This window comes from Colwellia sp. 20A7, assembly GCF_009832865.1.
In the GTDB taxonomy this organism is placed as follows: Bacteria; Pseudomonadota; Gammaproteobacteria; order Enterobacterales; family Alteromonadaceae; genus Colwellia.
The window spans coordinates 728,278-745,132 of sequence record NZ_CP047130.1; the positions used below are offsets into that span (position 1 = coordinate 728,278).

The window sequence follows — 16,855 nt, forward strand, 5'->3', positions numbered from 1 at the left end:
AGCATTATTATATAAAGTTATCCTTTATTTGCCCTTAGAATGACTTGATGTTTTTTTAAACTACAACGTACAGTGTTGCGGTAAAACAATGGGTGATTACTATGGATAGTATTGGTGTGCATTAGTTTAATTTATTTTTTAATCGTATTTTAAACAATAGGTTAGTATATTTTTGACGATTAAGGTTACTAGCCGTGCTAACAGTTTTTTTATTATGAGCAACGCCGACAACTTGGAAGGAGAACAAGAAATATTACAATTAAAGCCGTTTGAATACTTCCAAATTCGTCTTGAATTGTTGTACTTTGGCATTGAACACCTCATCTTTAGTTAGATTTTGGTGTCCATTAAAGCGGGGGAAGAGCATATCGTTGCCTGTTGTCCCTGTTGTCCCTGTTATCCTTTATTTTTGATTAACACACTTGTCCACTCTGAAAGCCACCTGTAACATAGGTAATATAAGGTGTTAATTTAAAAAACGTCAATTTGTGCGACGTCGCAACTAAAGGAATAGTTATGCCACCTAAATCAACTATCACTCCTCAATATCAACTACCAATGGCAATCGTAGACATGATTGCATTGCGTGAAGATCGCTGCGTAGCTTTGAGTTGGAGCAAGGATACCGGATATCAATTTATTGTACTGGAAGACGGTAGCTTTGATACTTTACCCTTCTTGATATCTTACAAGCTGGGAGAGCTTTCATGTGCGGCCTTATTTACAACTAACACTGGCTTCGGCTGTGTTTTCCCCGATAGTGTTGTTACGTATGCGTTCTCAGATAACCACTTTCAAACATATCCCTTCGCAAAATCGTTACCGTTGGATGCTGAAAAGCGTTCAACGTCACCGGTAAAAGCTCACATGGATGAAAAAACGAGTACAATCTACGTAATTTTGGAAGACTACTTTTATAAAAGGCGAGGACGGTTTATTTCAAAGATAAGTTTAAATAACAACCTCGCTCATTATTCACCAATGTATACTTATCCGTTCAATACCGCTTGGTATCACGAGTGTAACGACATCTTTTTTGATGAAAGACCTCTTGTGCATATTATAAATTGCCCATCGCCATCGCACAAAATAGAGCCTTGCCCATCGCACAAAATAGAGCCTTGCCCATCGCAATCAGCGCACTTAATGAAGCTAAATGATGACGGTATCTTTAATGTAACTCCGACAGAACACGGTCATGGAAGCTTTTCTTCAGATAAACAACACCTTATGGTTAAATCAATCTTCAGCCCATACAGCATTCATTTTTATTCTCTATCGGGTGATAAAAGCTTTGTTATAAACTTAACACCCAAGCGGGTACTGGGTAACATTAATAAGAGGTGGTTAACACTCTTCGATAAATGTAACGATACATTTTGGCTTGCTCGCGATTATGATGTAACACAGGTAAAGCTCTTGTGATAATCGCCTATAACAGTTCTAAGTGCAGTGACTTGTGAACATAACTCTGCCGACTTGATTACATCCACAATTTTTGACTCAAATAAGTTCGAACAGTCGCTTATATTGTGGGTAGAAACCTCCGGCTACCCGATTTAATCGCCTTTCGATTTATTGAACTTTATTTGACCATACTCACTGCAACACCTGCAACTTGAACAACTTTATCAAGGGTAACGGATAAAACCCAGCGTATAAATTTATACGTCATATCGGTAATAGATACAGCTGCTTTACCAGCAAACACCAACATATGACCCAACATCCCTTTTTGTTGCTCAGCGAAGCGACCGGGCATTTTAGCTATTTTGGTTAATAATATAGCTACTTTATCGTAAAAGGTTAAACTGCTAGTTACCATATGCTGAATTTCGTATAAAGATTCGGTATCTCGCAACAAAGTAAATAATGCAGCACCTAAACGATGTGCCCATTGTGAGGTAAAGCTGGCTTGGTGACGTTTTTCATAATCAAGCCTTACTTGTTCTCGGTGTCTATGGTCGCTTCTTTTATTAATGGTAGCAAAGCTTTTAAAGCCACTGGCAGTGTTTATATAACCAGGTGAATTACCTGCCATACGGTGAGCACTTGCTGTAATGTTTGGTCCTGCATTTAACAGATATTCGCCTTGAGTATGCACAAAAGGCCAAAAAGGTAATAATGGCACAGGGTCTGCTGCATGTACGCAACGAAACACCCTGTGTAAACTGTTACTCGTTTTATCTGCAAAATTTGCATAACCTACGCGCGGTGCGCCAAAAGTATATAAACTAATAGGGCGATTATTTTGCTTGTTGTGCAACCAGTTAGCCGTTAAATGTGCTAATGCGCCACCTAAGCTATGACCAACGCAATGTACTGGGCCTGTTGTGTTTTTGTTAAAATACGCTTCGAGTTTGGGCTTAATCGAGTTAAAGGTTTTATTAAACCCAGCATGGGCAGGTAAGTTATTCGTGCTTGTACTTAAACCACAATGTGCATCGGTTATTGCATCGCGTTTACTAGCTGTACCGCGCAGAGCAATAACAGTATGCCCTTTATAGTTGCCTCCTTGTTTACCTGTGCCAATAATAGCAAAGCCTGTTTTATGTCCTAGAAGGTGCTCCATAAAAGAGCCGCTAACCCCTTGCACAACGTTATTTGATAGGTTGAACTCAAAGTCGTTAGATAATGTTATCAATGCTGCTGATCTGTAACTATCTCCAGTTTTATTTTTAATATCGTATGCCGCATCAGCAAGAGTTACCGCTAATGTTGGTGTTAAATCACGCATGGTGAATATCCTTATAATTATTTAATCTTCAATGATCTGTTGTATTTTACAATCTGACTCCCAACGACAAATGCTATAAGCAGCATGAGGCATATTAGAGTTATCTTCATTTCTAAAAGTAAATGCTATCTCACTATTTGATAAATCGGCGTTTAATTGAGATAACTTTATATTGTAAGCAGGTATTGGTTGAATCAATTTTAATGAGGTTGACCAAAGTACGTAACTTTTATCTGAAAAATAAGCTGTGATATGCTGTTGGGTTCTTTGTTCAGCGAACAACCATCCAGGTGCTTTTGAACGTATATTAACTTCCGGTAGGCTAAAACAACCGTTTTCATCGGTTAGTGTGCTGTCTTCTCGTGTTTTATCATCAATATAATAAAGTTCACGTTCAATTTTAACGCCTACTAAAGGTTCTCCCTTGTTGAGTATTCGGCCTGATACGGCAGAGCATAAATGCGCATCATATTTTTTAAAAAAGCCAAACATGCTTATATCCTTATAATGAAAGTGCGTGCGTATAATACTACATAGAATAAAATAAGTTCACAATCAAGTTTTTGGATGTTGGTTAAAGTATGCGCAGGAAAATAGACACCATGACTCAGGCTTATCTCACTTACAGGTTATTTATTAACCTTAGTTGAGAAGTCTGTGTTGTTCAAATTTGAGCGACTGTCCTGCTTAATTTTTTAATTGCACTTTAAACAATAGGTTAGTAGGTTTTGACGGTTAAGGTTACTAGCCGTGCTAGCAGTTTTTTTATTATGATCAACGCCGACAACTTGGAGAGAGAACAAGAAATATTACAATTAAAGCCGGTGTTGAAGTCATATCGCTAACGTTTATCTGCCACAATTATTTCATCATGATATTCTTTTCGCCATCGTGACAGCATAATAAGGGGGGGGGCGGGTTTTTCTGCGACAGCTTTGATTGTAACGCCAACAACAAAATTCAGTTGAATAGCGTTGACTTAAAACTTATTCTAACTCGTATGAATACTGTGAAGTTCGTCTTGGATTGTTGTACTTTGGCATTGAACCCCTCACCTTTAGTTAGATTTTGGTGTCCGTTAAAGCGGGGAAAGATCAAATTCCGTTTAAGTGCCTTATATTTTTAGGTGAAATCCACTTTTTTGTCTGGGTTGATAACATACTCAATGGTTAATTCATCGGTGTCATCGCTTCTAGTAGAATCTTTTATATCGACTACTTTAATTACAGCGAAATTCCCGAAAGAGTTTTTTAAAACGATAATGTCGCCTTCTTGCGGGGTTCTACTCCTCGATGAGAAATCGTATTTAGCTGCATTTGATATCATATTTATAGCGGGAATGCCTTTTACTAATGCAACACCTTCAATTGAAGCTGGGTCATTATATATATGAATAGAGTCACCACTAGCTTTTGACCATTTGGTTTCAAATTTTAGTGCGTCAGAACCTACAATGAATAGACCGTTATTATTACTATAATCAAAGGATTGACGGCCTTTTAACCTTTTTGATGTATACTTTTTTGTAACGTTAGGCCAGTAACTGTGGGCTAACCCACCAATTGCCGCAATTAACCCTATTGCAGGTTCAAAAGAAGGTTCACTCCGGAACCACAACCCAAACCCTATAAGTGCGGCGATTGAACATGTAACTACTACTAATTTTTGCACCAAAACTTCCCTAAAAATATAACGGGGCTGTAGAATTTCTATTTTAGAAAAAACAGCCTCAGCATTTATTAAAAACTAAGCCTCAAATTGCGTTGCTACGTGAAGTCTGAGGCAATATTCCACTATAAAGTGAAATTTACGGGCTGTATAAACATAAAAATCATCCGCCATTTTCTACTTTGGAGAGATTCTACAGCCTCAACGCCCGCATAAACGGATAAAAATTGTTGGCTAAAATTGTTGAGGAGCGAAACATAGCCAACTGTTTTTGTTCCGATTTAATGCACTTTGTTAGGCCTGCCTACTTAAAGACTCTTCACCATTATGACACTGAATATAATAATCAAATTCTCTACTTACAGTTTGATCCACTGTAGACGCATAAGCGAATAAATCATCGATTAAACCAAGATGGTACTGAAGATTGTCGTTAAACTCATTACTGGCAGAAAGAGGTTTAAGAGATTCATTTAAATAATTTAGCCTTTGTTCAATATCAGGTAATTTCGCCCAAATTGTAGAAGTCATAGGATAAAGCATGCGAACTTCATCAGGAGAGCCTGATTTGATATAACCCAAACGGCACTCATTACTTTCATCTCCAGGGGCTAGATAACTGAACATCCAATGAGTTTGATTTTTCCAAGCATTAGCATAAGAAGGTAAACTTGAAACTGATTGCTTTGTTAGTGCAACAATTTGATTGGTATTAGTAATCTCAGTAGTCTTTAAATACGACTTCAAATCACTAAGTAATGGGACATATCCGCACCCTGTTATTATTCCACCATTCCATTTAACAAATTTATTTATTTCATCGCTAGTAATTGAAGCTACTTTCCCATCTTGCATACATACTTCACGACGATCAGCAGCTACGATTATATATTCATCCAAATTGATACCAATAATCATTGTCATGATAAATCCTTAATTCAAAGTGCAAAAACTGACAGTAGGCCTAACAGCTTCCTATGAGGCAAACTTCCTTGTATCTACACACTAAGTTTATCCATCATATTCTTATAATCTAAAAAGATTACTTGATTGTTATCGACAGATCAATAAGTTAAAAAAATAGCTCTTACTGGTTGATGTGTGAAAGAAGGCGTATTGCTCTCTTTCTTGTAGAAAGAAGGAATTGCACCAAGCTGTGTATTCTACTGTGTATTAAACCAGCTTGGTCATCGAACATAAATTGCGTTACTGTAAATAATTTTATATGTGCTTATCTGAAACTAGGTGCGGTATTCAGCATTAATTCTGACGTAGTCATAGCTAAAATCACAAGTCCAAATAGTGGCTTGTTCATTGCCGCGATGTAGCTGTACGGTAATATCAATTTCAGCTTCGTTCATAATAGCTTGTCCATCATCTTCATTGTAACTGGCTGCACGGCCGCCTTTTTCAGCAACTAACACATCACCAAAATATAATTCTAGTTCAGCTGTATCTAAATCTTCTAACGACGCACATTCTCTTGAAGCGTAACCAATGGCAGCTAATACTCGGCCTAAGTTAGGATCAGAGGCAAACATCGCGGTTTTAACTAGTGGGCTTTTACCAATTGAAAAACCGATAGTTTTGGCTTCATCATTGGTTAACGCACCTTTAACGGTGACGGTTAAAAACTTGGTTGCACCTTCACCGTCACGAACAATGGCTTGCGCCAAGTATTGTGCTGTTTCAAGCAACGCATTAAAGACAGTGGTAAAGCCTTCACTTTGACGATCTGTGATTGCAGACGCACTACTTTTTCCGGTAGCAATAACAATAAACGAGTCATTCGTTGAGGTATCACCATCAACCGAAATGCAGTTAAAGGATAAGTCAGCAATTTCTTTGGTGATTTCGTCTAATAACGTTTGGGTAATATTAGCGTCAGTAGCGACATAACCTAGCATGGTCGCCATATTCGGATGAATCATACCGGCGCCTTTCGATATACCGGTGATGTTTACAATCTCATTTTGAACGTTTACCTGGGTAGCATAAGCTTTCGGTGCCACATCTGTTGTCATTATGGTTGACGCTGCATCGGCCCAGTTATTTGCAGTTAAGTTAGCTACTGCGTGAGGTAAACCGGCTAACAGCTTATCCATTGGTAAGTGTTCTAGAATAACACCCGTTGAAAATGGCAAGATAGATTGTACGGGAATGGCCATAATATCGGCTAATTGCTCACACGTTGTTATGGCGTCATTCATTCCTTGCTCGCCAGTACCTGCATTAGCATTACCGGTATTTATCACTAATGCTTTAATACTTGGTATAACTTGATTTTTTACGGCATTGAAGTGTTTTTTACACAAAGTTACTGGGGCAGCACAAAAACGGTTTTGGGTAAAAACACCCGAAACAGCGCTACCATCAGCAATTTCAATAACAAGTAAGTCTTTGCGGTTTGGTTGTTTAATATTTGATTCAGCCCAACCTAGGCGAATACCTTCAATTGGATTTAGTGAAGCGGGAATGATTTCAGGTAAGTTAACAGGCATAAAAAGAGGTTATCAACATAAAAAAGTAAATAAATATTACGCTTTAATGATTTTTTATGCAAAGTAATATTGTTGTTAAATATGGTTTTTTAGGGCAATAAAATGGCAGGAGTTTAATTTACTTAGTTGATAAAGCCTGTGCTAATAAAGCCAGCAACACTATGTTACTGGCTTCAAATTGCGTTAGTTACTTTTTACATCAGATTTATTACTTAAGTGATTGTTCATCAATAAGGTTTCAGCCTTAGCGCCTAAATAAACATAAATACCTAAGCCAATCATCAAGCCTACTGATGCGCCCATCATGGCGACAGCATTCGTTAAGTACTGAGGCGCGCCAAGAACAGATTTAAACATTAACAGTAATGCTTCAATTGATACCGCGATGAGTATTGTGGCCATAAATCGAGTAATTGTTCTTCTTGTTGAGCTATGTCTGAAGATATCTTTCTTCATTAACACTTCCTCTTCGATAGTGGTTTTACCCAAATCGAATATTGCTAATGCTAAGGTGAGAAATATGATAATCCCAAAGGGTTTGAGCTGAATGTTTTCAGGTGTCGGTGCAATAATTAAGCTTACTATTTCAACACCAGCAGAGTATAAAAGAATACCGACGATAAAGAATAGACCCGTTACAATTAAAGAGTAGATAACCGTGAAGAAGGGGTGGAATTTTTTTCGTTTTCGGTCACCCATTAAAAATTCAATGGCATGAGCAAGGTCAATATCAAGCACTAATATACCCATTAATTCGCCAGACTTATTTACATGTTTAAGTGCCGCTGAAATACACAGGTTATGACTTGATGTTGACAGATAAGGTTCAGTAACAATAATGCCGTCTTGTTTATTGGCTTCTATATAATAAGGACGGTAAGAGCGATCGATACCTTTGCCTAAATTATCTTCTTTATTGGGGAAGTTATTATTGGAAATATTTGGACTTAATTGCACACCTTCACCGTCTAAGGTAAACATTAGATCGACAAAAGGATAATTTTTGCCCAACCAAGTCATTGAGTTAGCTAAGGTCTTTTCGTCATGAAAAAAAGCTTCATCGAAAGTCCCTGCTATTATAGATGCCATCAGTTCATGAATTGAATTTTTATAATCATGATACCTTTCAATTACACTAAGATAATTCATAATTTACCTTCTTAATATTATGAGAGAAATAGGGGAGAGTATTAAAGTGGTAAGTGTTAGTTATTAATAATAATTGTGGGGAGAAAAGTTTATTGGAGAGTCCCTTTGTTTACTATTCCTTTTATAAAAACGTACTGTAAAGCATTGAAATTGAGGGTAACATAAAAAATTTTCTATTGAACGTGTGTTTTTATGTTACCGCTGAGCTATTGAATTAATCATTTCTTACCTATTTCATTTTTGTATTCTACCTTCATCTCTCTGGTCTATATCCCATTGGCTAATAGACAGATGCTTCATTTCATCAATAAACATAATGATAGAGTGTATGGGCTTAATAATTTTATAAATCATCATTTACTCCTTGTGCTAAATTGAGTAGTTATATTATTCAGAAAATATGCTGTCTGCAGATTCATCTACTTCAAGTATTTTGTTTTTCAATAATTGTAAGTTACCAGCAGTAATAGTGTTTGAATTAATTGATGTAGCAACACTTAAGTCATCCATTGCGCCTGTAAAATCATTTTTTAAATAGCGTGCAATTGCTCTGTTACTGTAGCTAAGTGATTGTAAGTAAGTTTTCTTTTTGTCGTATGAACTAACTGAACTTATAGATTCAATTGCTGCTGTACATGCAGATTCAGATTTTTCAACATTTTTACTTTTTAGGTATGCAACACATAAACCTGTGTTGTTTTCAAAGGTGTTTTTATTGCTAAGCGTTAATTGCGTGATACTTGCTTCTAAATCACCAGAAATAATTTCTTGTGATGCTGTTGTATCTTTAATTACCGCAACTTTGAAAGTGCTAATTTCAGCCATCGCTGATGCAGAACAACTGATAGCAATACCTGCTATTAATGCTTTATAAGGTATGTTTTTTATGGTCATGATATTTCCTAATGTTTGTAGTGGACATCTTGTTGATGCCCACTAAATATAAGCAATAGGGGGGATAGTGACAAACGATAAAAATATAGGTGTTAAGTGAATTAATTTCACCTATTTGAATGAAGTAATACTAAATAGGTATTCGCTTAAATATTATAACGTAAAGCTCTTCTTAACCCAGTCAGCAAATACTGTTAATTCAACTTTGCTTTCCATATTTTCATGCTGAATTAAGTAATATCTGTCATTAGTATTTAGTTCTTCGTCGAACAGTTTTACTAATAGCTCTTCACTAAACCAAGTTTTGCTCATTGGTAAAGGAACTAAAGCGATACCCATCCCCTGTTGGGCTGCTCTAACAACACCATACATACTGTCAAATTGTATAATCTGTTTAGGGTCAAAGTCATCAATTCCTATGTTGTCAGCCCATTGATGCCATGACCAAGGTCTAGCTCTGTGCAAAATTAATGGTGTATTTTGTAGTGCTTTAAAGCCTGAATTCTTTAACTTTTTATAAAGCTTTTTATTACAAGCTGGGGCATATCTTATTGGAAACAATTCCTGAACAATACTTGCATTAGGTTTTCCATTTGCTAGTACGATAGAAAGATCTGCTATTTGCGATGGCTCACTGCCTGACTTTACTGTTTCAAGTTGCAGGTTAATATCTGGGTTTTGCTCAGACCATTCACTTAACTGAGGAATGAATAATTCGCTGGCAAAAAACTCGGGTAAACTGATCACAATTGTTTTGTTTTCTTGTGTATTAGTAAACTCTGAAATAGTTGACTCTAATTGATGAATTATTGGCTGAATTGATTGATAAAACTGTTTTCCTGCACTGGTAAGTTCAATTGATCTTGTGCCTCTTTTAAACAAGGTTAAATCTAATTGTGATTCCAGTTGCTTTATTTGATGGCTTACAGCTGAAGGCGTTAAAAACAGTTGTGCTGCAGCATGTTTGAAGCTTAAACATTTTGCAGCTACACAAAATGAACGTAAACCTCGTATAGGAGTTTGAATTGCCATGGTGTTCTTTATTCTATAAATGATAAACACATATAGCAATAATCAAACCGTTTTTAATTGATTGAATTTTAAGAGTAAAGTTTTTGTAGGTATACCATATAACGCAATGTTTGCACTATTTTGGTGCGCTTGCACAATGGATTAACAACATTATTTTGAGCAAACTTAAAAAAAAGGACATTTAATGATGTCCTTCAAGTTAACCAAATTAAGTTAACCAAATTAAAAAATTTGCTTTATACAATCTGGGGGATTCAAAAACTAAAACCAGTGTATTTTTATCTTATCGTTTCATCAAACGAAATAATTTCATGCGATAGGTGAGTTATTTTATCTTATAGCGTAGGTAAGTTTTTAAAATTGTAATGGGGAAGATACTACTTACTTACTTACTGTGTTTTTGGTGAATAGATGTAGCTTAGTCATCTTTTCCTGATAAGTAATAAAAAGAGGTTTAATTAAACCTAATAGAGCTTTATGAAAGTTAAAAAAAAGGACATCAAATGATGTCCTCTAAGTAAAGCAAATGAAACAATTTGTTTATAAAATCGGGGAGATTCAAAAAACTGAAGCAAGTATATTTTTATTTAGGATGCTCAGCAAACGAAAGGAATTCACTCGATAGGTGAATTATTTTAACCTATGTTGCCGTTAAAAATTTTATAACATTCGTGATTATTTTTTATAGTTGTTAATGGCGTGGTGAGCATTTACACAAGAAGGTGTTATTAATGAGTAATTTAATGAGTAGTTAATGAGGCTTTTGAAATTAAGGCGAAGCCAAAAATTAAATAAAAAAAAGGACATCAAATGATGTCCTCTAAGTAAAGCAAATGAAACAATTTGTTTATAAAATCGGGGAGATTCAAAAAACTGAAATAAGTATATTTCTATCTAGCACTTTCAACAAACGAAAGGATTTCATGCGATAAGTGAATTATTTTAACTCATGATAAATTCAAGCGTGTGTTCAACGTTTTTTACCGTTATATTTAACACTATTGATATTTTTTGGTAAGAGGCAATCGTTACTCGCGAAGAGGTAATAAGTAATCGTTAATAGTGCGAATTGTTTGTGAGGTTCTTATAGTTAGTCAATTTTAATTAGAGGGCGTTAATTAGAAGCGGGAATTAGTAAAAGTTAATAGGAGTAATTCATCAGGAAAAATTAATGAGATTTATGTTAGCAAAGCTAGGTCAAAGTAAACTCAAAAATCAAATAAAAAAAAGGACATCAAATGATGTCCTCTAAGTAACGCAAATGAAACAATTTGTTTATAAAATCGGGGAGATTCAAAAAACTAAAGCTAGTATATTTTTATCTGCCGCTCTCATCAAACGAAATAATTTCATTCGATAGTGCAATTTCTTTCATTTGTTTAAATTTTATCCATATCATTTTTTGCAACAAAAATAACTCTTTGTAAGCAGTAACACATGAAACCGTTAAAAATTGAATTCAATGTAAATCGCAGGCCTTTTTATTACAACTAGTTAGTTGTTTTATTGAATATTTTTAAATTTGTGAATGTTTTGTGATAATTTAAGGTGAAAAACACGCTACTCTAATACAAATTAATTTTGTGAGTACTTTTAATGAATCACCATTACTTGGTTATTGTGAGCTTTGCCATTTTGTTTACATTAAAGTCTGATGCTGTGTTGGCTTTTGACTTTGATTTTGACTTGAAATCAATACGAACAACTATTTCAAATCCAAGCACCAGCCATACGTTAATATATGATGACCTGGCTAGGAGCAATCAAAAAACGCTGTTTTCGTTAGAGCCTATAAATAACCAACGAGTGGGGATATTTTTTGATATTAACGACGTTGAAATTGGTTATTCAGCAGATGTTTTTAATGATGACGTTGAAACAAAAACACAAGATGTGTTGCTTTCATATAGAAAATTTAAACACTCTAAAATCACTTTTAACTATCAAACGCTTGAAGGGCTAAAAAGCACAGCTAGAAATTTAAGTGGCAACCAAACTGATCAATTTTTCTCGAAAAATACACGGTCAACTAAGTTTGAGCTGTCTGGGCAACATAATTTTTATACTTTTAATAATAAAGAATCTTTGTTTGAGCATTTTTTTCTTAACAGACCAAAGCTAAGTAATGAGTTTGATATCGCGCTAAGTATTGTTGGTGCCTGGTCTTTTAAGCATGTATCTCTAGAAGATAAAGATAATATAGTGTTTCAAGCTGATTTTTTAAATTCATCTGCACCAAAAGCCACTAAGTTAACGTCTAATTCGTATGGAGTCAGTGTTGGTTCACTCTTATCCTTTTCTTTACCGCATAATGTTCACGTATTCGCTGAGTACAAAGTAGGTAAAGGGAATATTCGAAATATAGATCCAGAACTCGGTTTAAAAGATTCAGGTGACGAAAGAGTAGCAGCATACGGTGGTGGTATTTCTTGGACCGCAAGTAATAAAGCGTTAATGGTAGTATTACGAGCTTGGGAACAAACAGGCAGGCATATAGACACCTCTTTTGGTGATTTGTCAGTGATTAAGTTTTTTTAATCTTAATCACTGAGGATCTAGCATTTTTGTTTTTGTTATTTACACATCAACTTCATTGCTTTATCTAACGGTTCAATACCTTTAAGTAACGCTCTTTACTTTGCGATGAGTACCTCAATGACAGTTGAGTCGCGCTAAGTTTAACGGTAGTTGAATAGTGAATCCCAACGTTGATCTAAGTGCTTCTTTGCTTGCTGTAAAGGTAGTGCTTGGTACTTATCACCATCAAGGGTGATTAACTGCATACGCTCTAGCTTAGCTAGGGCATCAGATATTTCAAAGTTTAGGTGGCAGTTATATTTATCTTTAAACCACGTTTCAATTAAGTCATCTAGCTCTGATGACGTTAGCCCCTGTGTATTTATAAGTAAGAAGGTGTAGGCGATTAATGCTTCTTTAAAATCTTCATCTTCGGCTGCATCAATTAAGGTATGAAAAACGCCGGCATTGTTATCTAAGTTCTTATAATAAAGATTATCTGATAAGGCTTTCATAAATTTAATTTTTCTATTTTTAAATTTACTCCATTCTTTAAAAACAAAGCCAAAAAAAACAGCCATGCCAAGGCCAAATGAAATAATATGTTGCTGTGTCATAACGACAGATTCAGCACGCCAGCCTAGCCAAAATGAAAATAAGGCGGCAAGTAGTATGATAGAAGCGCCTAACTTGGTTACTAGCACTACCGCGCCACCAACAAGGGCAGAAGCGCCAATAATAACTTTATCTATCCGGCGCATTCTTACTTCACTATTAGGAAATAACATTTCTAAATCAGCTTTTGGCACATTTTGAAAAAGCTTTATTATGGTTGAACTGGGTTCAAAGCCCATTGGTTTTTTATTTTTTTTATCAAAGTAGGCTTTATTTTTAAACGTAATGTAAACCGCGACACGATCGTAGTTGGTAAAGTTAATTGTTTGCTTGCGAAGCCCACCAAAAGAAGTAATCGTTTCACTTTTTTGCGACTCGCCTCTGCGATAAAACACCACTTGTTCAAAGTCATCAAATTCTACTTCTAATCTAACTTTAAATAATGATTCTTCAGTGAGTGCTTCTTGTAAGTCTTGGTCAGTGACCTTTTCAAAGTTAGCTGCATTTAGAATTTCAGCAAAGTTTTCAGCAAAAACTTTTTGGCAATGTTCACGTTGCTCTAAACTAAGATTTTTTAATTGCTGAGTATTGGCATTTGGATCAAAAGGGGCGTAATTATTTTTTAATGACTCAAGTAATTCGTGATAATCAAAGTGGGTAACACTTGATAGAAGTTGGCAAAACTGCTCAAAGGAAAGCTTAGACTTTTCATCAGTTAATGCTTGAGAGCACATTTCAATAATATCTTGTTTTCTAAAAGGGATGAATCGTTCGTTAGCCATAATATAAGGTTGTTTTAAGTGAATGATTAGAGATTAAGGTGGTAGTTATCGTTTAAGGTGATAGTAACTATAGTGAAATATAAGAATAAAGGAATAAAAAGGGCGTATAAACGCCCTTTAATAAAAAATCTTACTGTCTATCTTGAAGACGACGTTTTTTAAAGTCAGAGCTTTCTTTCCATTTAGGCCAGTCATTGTTTGTTGCTAGTTCGCTAACTATATCAACAATTAATGAAATATCTTGTTCAACACCACCTAAAGACCAATCACTAGAGTAGTCATCTTCTTCTTTGTGATATTTATGCGCAATGTAATCAGGATCGGTATCACCAAGGCTCATAAATAACAAACTTGGTACACCTTGCTTGGCAAATGAGAAATGGTCTGAGCGGAAGAACAAACCATTTTGAGGTCTAGGATCAAGCTTCACTTTGCGTTGTTGTTTCGCGGCAGCTTTTGATAAGTAATCTTCCATCTCTGACATGTTTTTACCATATTGTAATATATAGTCGACACCGTCTAAGGCGTTCATACCGTCAATATTCAATAGGGCAACCATCTGTTTTGTAGGGATGATATCACCTCTTGCAAATAGTTCTGAGCCGATTAAACCAGTTTCTTCAGCGGTAAAATTAACAAACAAAATAGAACGTTCAAATGGCTTTATTTTGTGTTGCTCTTTAAGTATTCGGGCAATCTCTATTGTGCCTGCTGTGCCAGTAGCATTATCAATTGCGCCATTATAAATTTTAGGGCCAGTGGGTGTTTGCTTAGTGCCAAAATGATCCCAATGCGCACTGACAATAATATATTCATCTGCACGAGTTGTGCCTTCAAGTAACGCAACAACGTTATTTGATTCTGCAAGCTCTATGGTGCTATTTAGTTCTAGGTTTGCGGTTAAATTTAACGGGATCGCTTTAAAGTCTATCATCAAGGCTTGTTCTTTCAACGCTTCATAATTTAGACCTGCTGCAGACATCAGTTTTTCGGTTGCATCGTAATGTAACCAACCCATAATAGGTAGTTTACTACTATTATTAAATTCATCAATTAAGGTATATTTACTACCCGTATTGGAACTTTCTACTACGCTCCAAGGATACGCTGCAGGTGCGGTTTCATGGATAATAAGAACCGCTTTTGCGCCTTGTCTTGCCGCTTCTTCATATTTATAAGTCCAGCGGCCATAATAGGTCATCGCATTGCCGGTAAATAAAGAATCATTTTGAGTGGCAAAGCCTGGATCATTAACTAATATAACGACTGTTTTACCAGTAACGTCAATATCTTGATAATCATTCCATTGGTATTCTGGTGCATTGATACCATAACCAACAAAAACGATATCAGACTCAACCAAGGCTATTTTTTCATTAATTTGTTCAGTACGTGCAGTAAAATCTTTACCTGCTGTAAATTCCAAGTTACCTATTTTTAGCACCATCGCTGGGTCTGGCGTAAGTTTCGCCATAGGAACAGGTTGGAAAAATTCACCGTTGACGCCACCGGCTAAACCAAGTTTTTTATATTCTTCGGCCAAATAATTAATAGTCAGTTCTTCACCAATAGTTAAAGGACCGCGGCCAGCGAACTCGTCAGATGCAAGCGTCTTAACATGTTTATGAATATTATTAAGATTTACCATGTCACTATGAGAGGAGAATATGTTGGTTGTACATGCTGAGATAAAAAGCGATAACCCTATAAAGCTTAAACCTATGTATTTGTTACTCATTATTAAAGTTCATGTTATGGAAAGTAATTAATACTATAAAGCACTTGTCGGCACTAGAAAACTAAATTTTTCGTATATAGGACGGTTTATACATATAGGCATAAAGCTTGCTTTTGCTTTACTAACGTCAATTTTTTGTTGAAGCACACAATGATCAATAATATTAATACTTATAGTAACTTATTTAATGCTAGCTCTTCTGCATCTACAACTACCTCTGAAATAGATGAAATTATCGCTGCTAATAAGCAAGAAACAATAACAACAGAGCAAGCAGGGGAGAGCAATTCAAACTTATTTTTAAGTAGCAGAGCACAAAAAGTTGATTCATTAAGTCGAGAGTTTTTTAGTCAAGGAGGGTTAAGTTTTGATAATATAGATGTGTTTAAAGAAAGAGCTTATGAGTTAGGGCTTATATCTAAGCAAGATTACTCCCGTTTAGCAGAAACTGCTTCAGCAGCATCAAATGCAAGTCAAGCGGCAGATAACGAACTGCCTAATCAAAGCTTGGTTAGTTATATCAGTGATTTTTTAGTGCGTTTAGATGAACCTGACCCTAATGAAACTGATATCTCTGATGAAGAAAATAGTGAGGAAGATAGCGACGCACTTACCGCATTGAAGCAAGGGTTATTAACGGCTAAAACTATTTTAGATGATGTGGAATTAGCCAAAGCAGACCCAGATTTCAAAGAGTCTTTAACAAGCACACTTGCTTTACTTAAAGAGACTATTGACTCAGACTCATTTAATAAAATTCCACTTGACGATAGAGTCAGTTTGGGTGAAGTATATAAAGCCATTGATATTATAGATAAAATATCACCGCAAAGATTGAATAATGATAAGCTCAATCAATATATAAAAATTGGTTTAGTGTAAATTTAGCTTAGGCTTAGTGTAGATATAGTTTAGACATAGCTTAAGCTTAATAGTGTAAGTCTAGTGTCGTAAAAACTGGTTTAATGTGGTGAATATTAAGCTAAACAACAGCATCTGCTATTTATATAATACGGCTATATATTCCCCTTTTATTTCTATTATATGAGTCAATCCTCTATTTGTGACTCTCCAGATCCCCTCTATTCTTAGTTATGCGAAATGAGTAACTATTGGTGCAGAATAGCGTCTAGTTTCTTCTTGTGCTTAATTTGAGTGCACTACGTTGCTATATATTAACGTATTTAGTGGGATAGCGCGGTGTATGCGACTGGAACAATTC

General features: G+C 35.6%; 13 protein-coding genes and 1 pseudogene. 3 read left to right on the forward strand and 11 right to left on the reverse strand.

Annotated features, from left to right (window positions below; translation table 11 throughout):
- Positions 1-516: 516 nt before the first annotated feature.
- Complete coding sequence (locus tag GQS55_RS03190; RefSeq protein WP_159817924.1) at positions 517-1,425, forward strand: hypothetical protein; 909 nt, start codon at positions 517-519, stop codon at positions 1,423-1,425.
- A 160-nt stretch (positions 1,426-1,585) separates the two neighbouring features.
- On the opposite strand, the gene GQS55_RS03195 is transcribed toward GQS55_RS03190, so the two are convergent.
- From GQS55_RS03195 to GQS55_RS03235, 9 genes and pseudogenes are all read right to left on the reverse strand, one after another.
- Positions 1,586-2,737 (reverse strand): lipase family protein, encoded by a 1,152-nt coding sequence (locus GQS55_RS03195; protein WP_159817926.1) that lies wholly within the window; start codon positions 2,735-2,737, stop codon positions 1,586-1,588.
- A gap of 21 nt (positions 2,738-2,758) precedes the next feature.
- Positions 2,759-3,229 carry a DUF6795 domain-containing protein gene (locus tag GQS55_RS03200; protein ID WP_159817928.1) on the reverse strand — a complete coding sequence of 157 codons (471 nt, stop codon included), beginning with the start codon at positions 3,227-3,229 and terminating at the stop codon, positions 2,759-2,761.
- Between the two features lie 352 nt (positions 3,230-3,581).
- A pseudogene (locus tag GQS55_RS03205) lies at positions 3,582-3,780 on the reverse strand (IS3-like element ISCps3 family transposase); the annotation flags it as partial.
- A 79-nt stretch (positions 3,781-3,859) separates the two neighbouring features.
- Entirely contained in the window at positions 3,860-4,408 is a 549-nt protein-coding gene (locus GQS55_RS03210; RefSeq protein ID WP_159817930.1) for a hypothetical protein, read from the reverse strand.
- A 291-nt stretch (positions 4,409-4,699) separates the two neighbouring features.
- Positions 4,700-5,329 carry a hypothetical protein gene (locus GQS55_RS03215; RefSeq protein ID WP_159817932.1) on the reverse strand — a complete coding sequence of 210 codons (630 nt, stop codon included), beginning with the start codon at positions 5,327-5,329 and terminating at the stop codon, positions 4,700-4,702.
- Positions 5,330-5,646: 317 nt separating this feature from the next.
- Positions 5,647-6,906, reverse strand: a complete 1,260-nt coding sequence (gene argJ, locus GQS55_RS03220; RefSeq protein WP_159817934.1) for a bifunctional glutamate N-acetyltransferase/amino-acid acetyltransferase ArgJ — start codon at positions 6,904-6,906, stop codon at positions 5,647-5,649.
- A gap of 183 nt (positions 6,907-7,089) precedes the next feature.
- Positions 7,090-8,055 (reverse strand): PDC sensor domain-containing protein, encoded by a 966-nt coding sequence (locus tag GQS55_RS03225; protein WP_159817936.1) that lies wholly within the window; start codon positions 8,053-8,055, stop codon positions 7,090-7,092.
- Between the two features lie 387 nt (positions 8,056-8,442).
- A complete protein-coding gene (locus tag GQS55_RS03230; protein WP_159817938.1) occupies positions 8,443-8,949 on the reverse strand; it encodes a hypothetical protein in 507 nt (168 codons plus the stop codon).
- Positions 8,950-9,102: 153 nt separating this feature from the next.
- Positions 9,103-9,975 (reverse strand): LysR family transcriptional regulator, encoded by an 873-nt coding sequence (locus GQS55_RS03235; protein WP_201294631.1) that lies wholly within the window; start codon positions 9,973-9,975, stop codon positions 9,103-9,105.
- Positions 9,976-11,577: 1,602 nt separating this feature from the next.
- On the opposite strand from GQS55_RS03235, the gene GQS55_RS03240 reads away from it, so the two are divergent.
- A complete protein-coding gene (locus GQS55_RS03240) occupies positions 11,578-12,519 on the forward strand; it encodes a hypothetical protein (RefSeq protein ID WP_159817942.1) in 942 nt (313 codons plus the stop codon).
- A 140-nt stretch (positions 12,520-12,659) separates the two neighbouring features.
- On the opposite strand, the gene GQS55_RS03245 is transcribed toward GQS55_RS03240, so the two are convergent.
- Both GQS55_RS03245 and GQS55_RS03250 read right to left on the reverse strand, forming a co-directional pair.
- Positions 12,660-13,895: a DUF3754 domain-containing protein gene (locus tag GQS55_RS03245; RefSeq protein ID WP_159817944.1), complete on the reverse strand. Its 1,236-nt coding sequence runs from the start codon at positions 13,893-13,895 to the stop codon at positions 12,660-12,662.
- Between the two features lie 130 nt (positions 13,896-14,025).
- Positions 14,026-15,633, reverse strand: coding sequence for a M28 family metallopeptidase (locus GQS55_RS03250; protein WP_159817946.1), 1,608 nt, complete (start codon positions 15,631-15,633; stop codon positions 14,026-14,028).
- Positions 15,634-15,783: 150 nt separating this feature from the next.
- Here GQS55_RS03250 and GQS55_RS03255 point away from each other — a divergent pair, with 150 nt between their 5' ends.
- Entirely contained in the window at positions 15,784-16,515 is a 732-nt protein-coding gene (locus GQS55_RS03255) for a hypothetical protein (protein WP_159817948.1), read from the forward strand.
- Positions 16,516-16,855 lie beyond the last annotated feature (340 nt).

Excerpts from the sequence above, each read along its gene's own strand:
- GQS55_RS03215 (WP_159817932.1), bottom strand. The coding sequence starts at position 5,329 with ATGACAATGATTATTGGTATCAATTTGGATGAATATATAATCGTAGCT.
- GQS55_RS03245 (WP_159817944.1), bottom strand. The coding sequence starts at position 13,895 with ATGGCTAACGAACGATTCATCCCTTTTAGAAAACAAGATATTATTGAA.
- GQS55_RS03230 (WP_159817938.1), bottom strand. The coding sequence starts at position 8,949 with ATGACCATAAAAAACATACCTTATAAAGCATTAATAGCAGGTATTGCT.
- GQS55_RS03225 (WP_159817936.1), bottom strand. The coding sequence starts at position 8,055 with ATGAATTATCTTAGTGTAATTGAAAGGTATCATGATTATAAAAATTCA.
- GQS55_RS03195 (WP_159817926.1), bottom strand. The coding sequence starts at position 2,737 with ATGCGTGATTTAACACCAACATTAGCGGTAACTCTTGCTGATGCGGCA.
- GQS55_RS03250 (WP_159817946.1), bottom strand. The coding sequence starts at position 15,633 with ATGAGTAACAAATACATAGGTTTAAGCTTTATAGGGTTATCGCTTTTT.
- GQS55_RS03240 (WP_159817942.1), top strand. The coding sequence starts at position 11,578 with ATGAATCACCATTACTTGGTTATTGTGAGCTTTGCCATTTTGTTTACA.
- GQS55_RS03190 (WP_159817924.1), top strand. The coding sequence starts at position 517 with ATGCCACCTAAATCAACTATCACTCCTCAATATCAACTACCAATGGCA.
- GQS55_RS03200 (WP_159817928.1), bottom strand. The coding sequence starts at position 3,229 with ATGTTTGGCTTTTTTAAAAAATATGATGCGCATTTATGCTCTGCCGTA.
- GQS55_RS03255 (WP_159817948.1), top strand. The coding sequence starts at position 15,784 with ATGATCAATAATATTAATACTTATAGTAACTTATTTAATGCTAGCTCT.
- argJ (WP_159817934.1), bottom strand. The coding sequence starts at position 6,906 with ATGCCTGTTAACTTACCTGAAATCATTCCCGCTTCACTAAATCCAATT.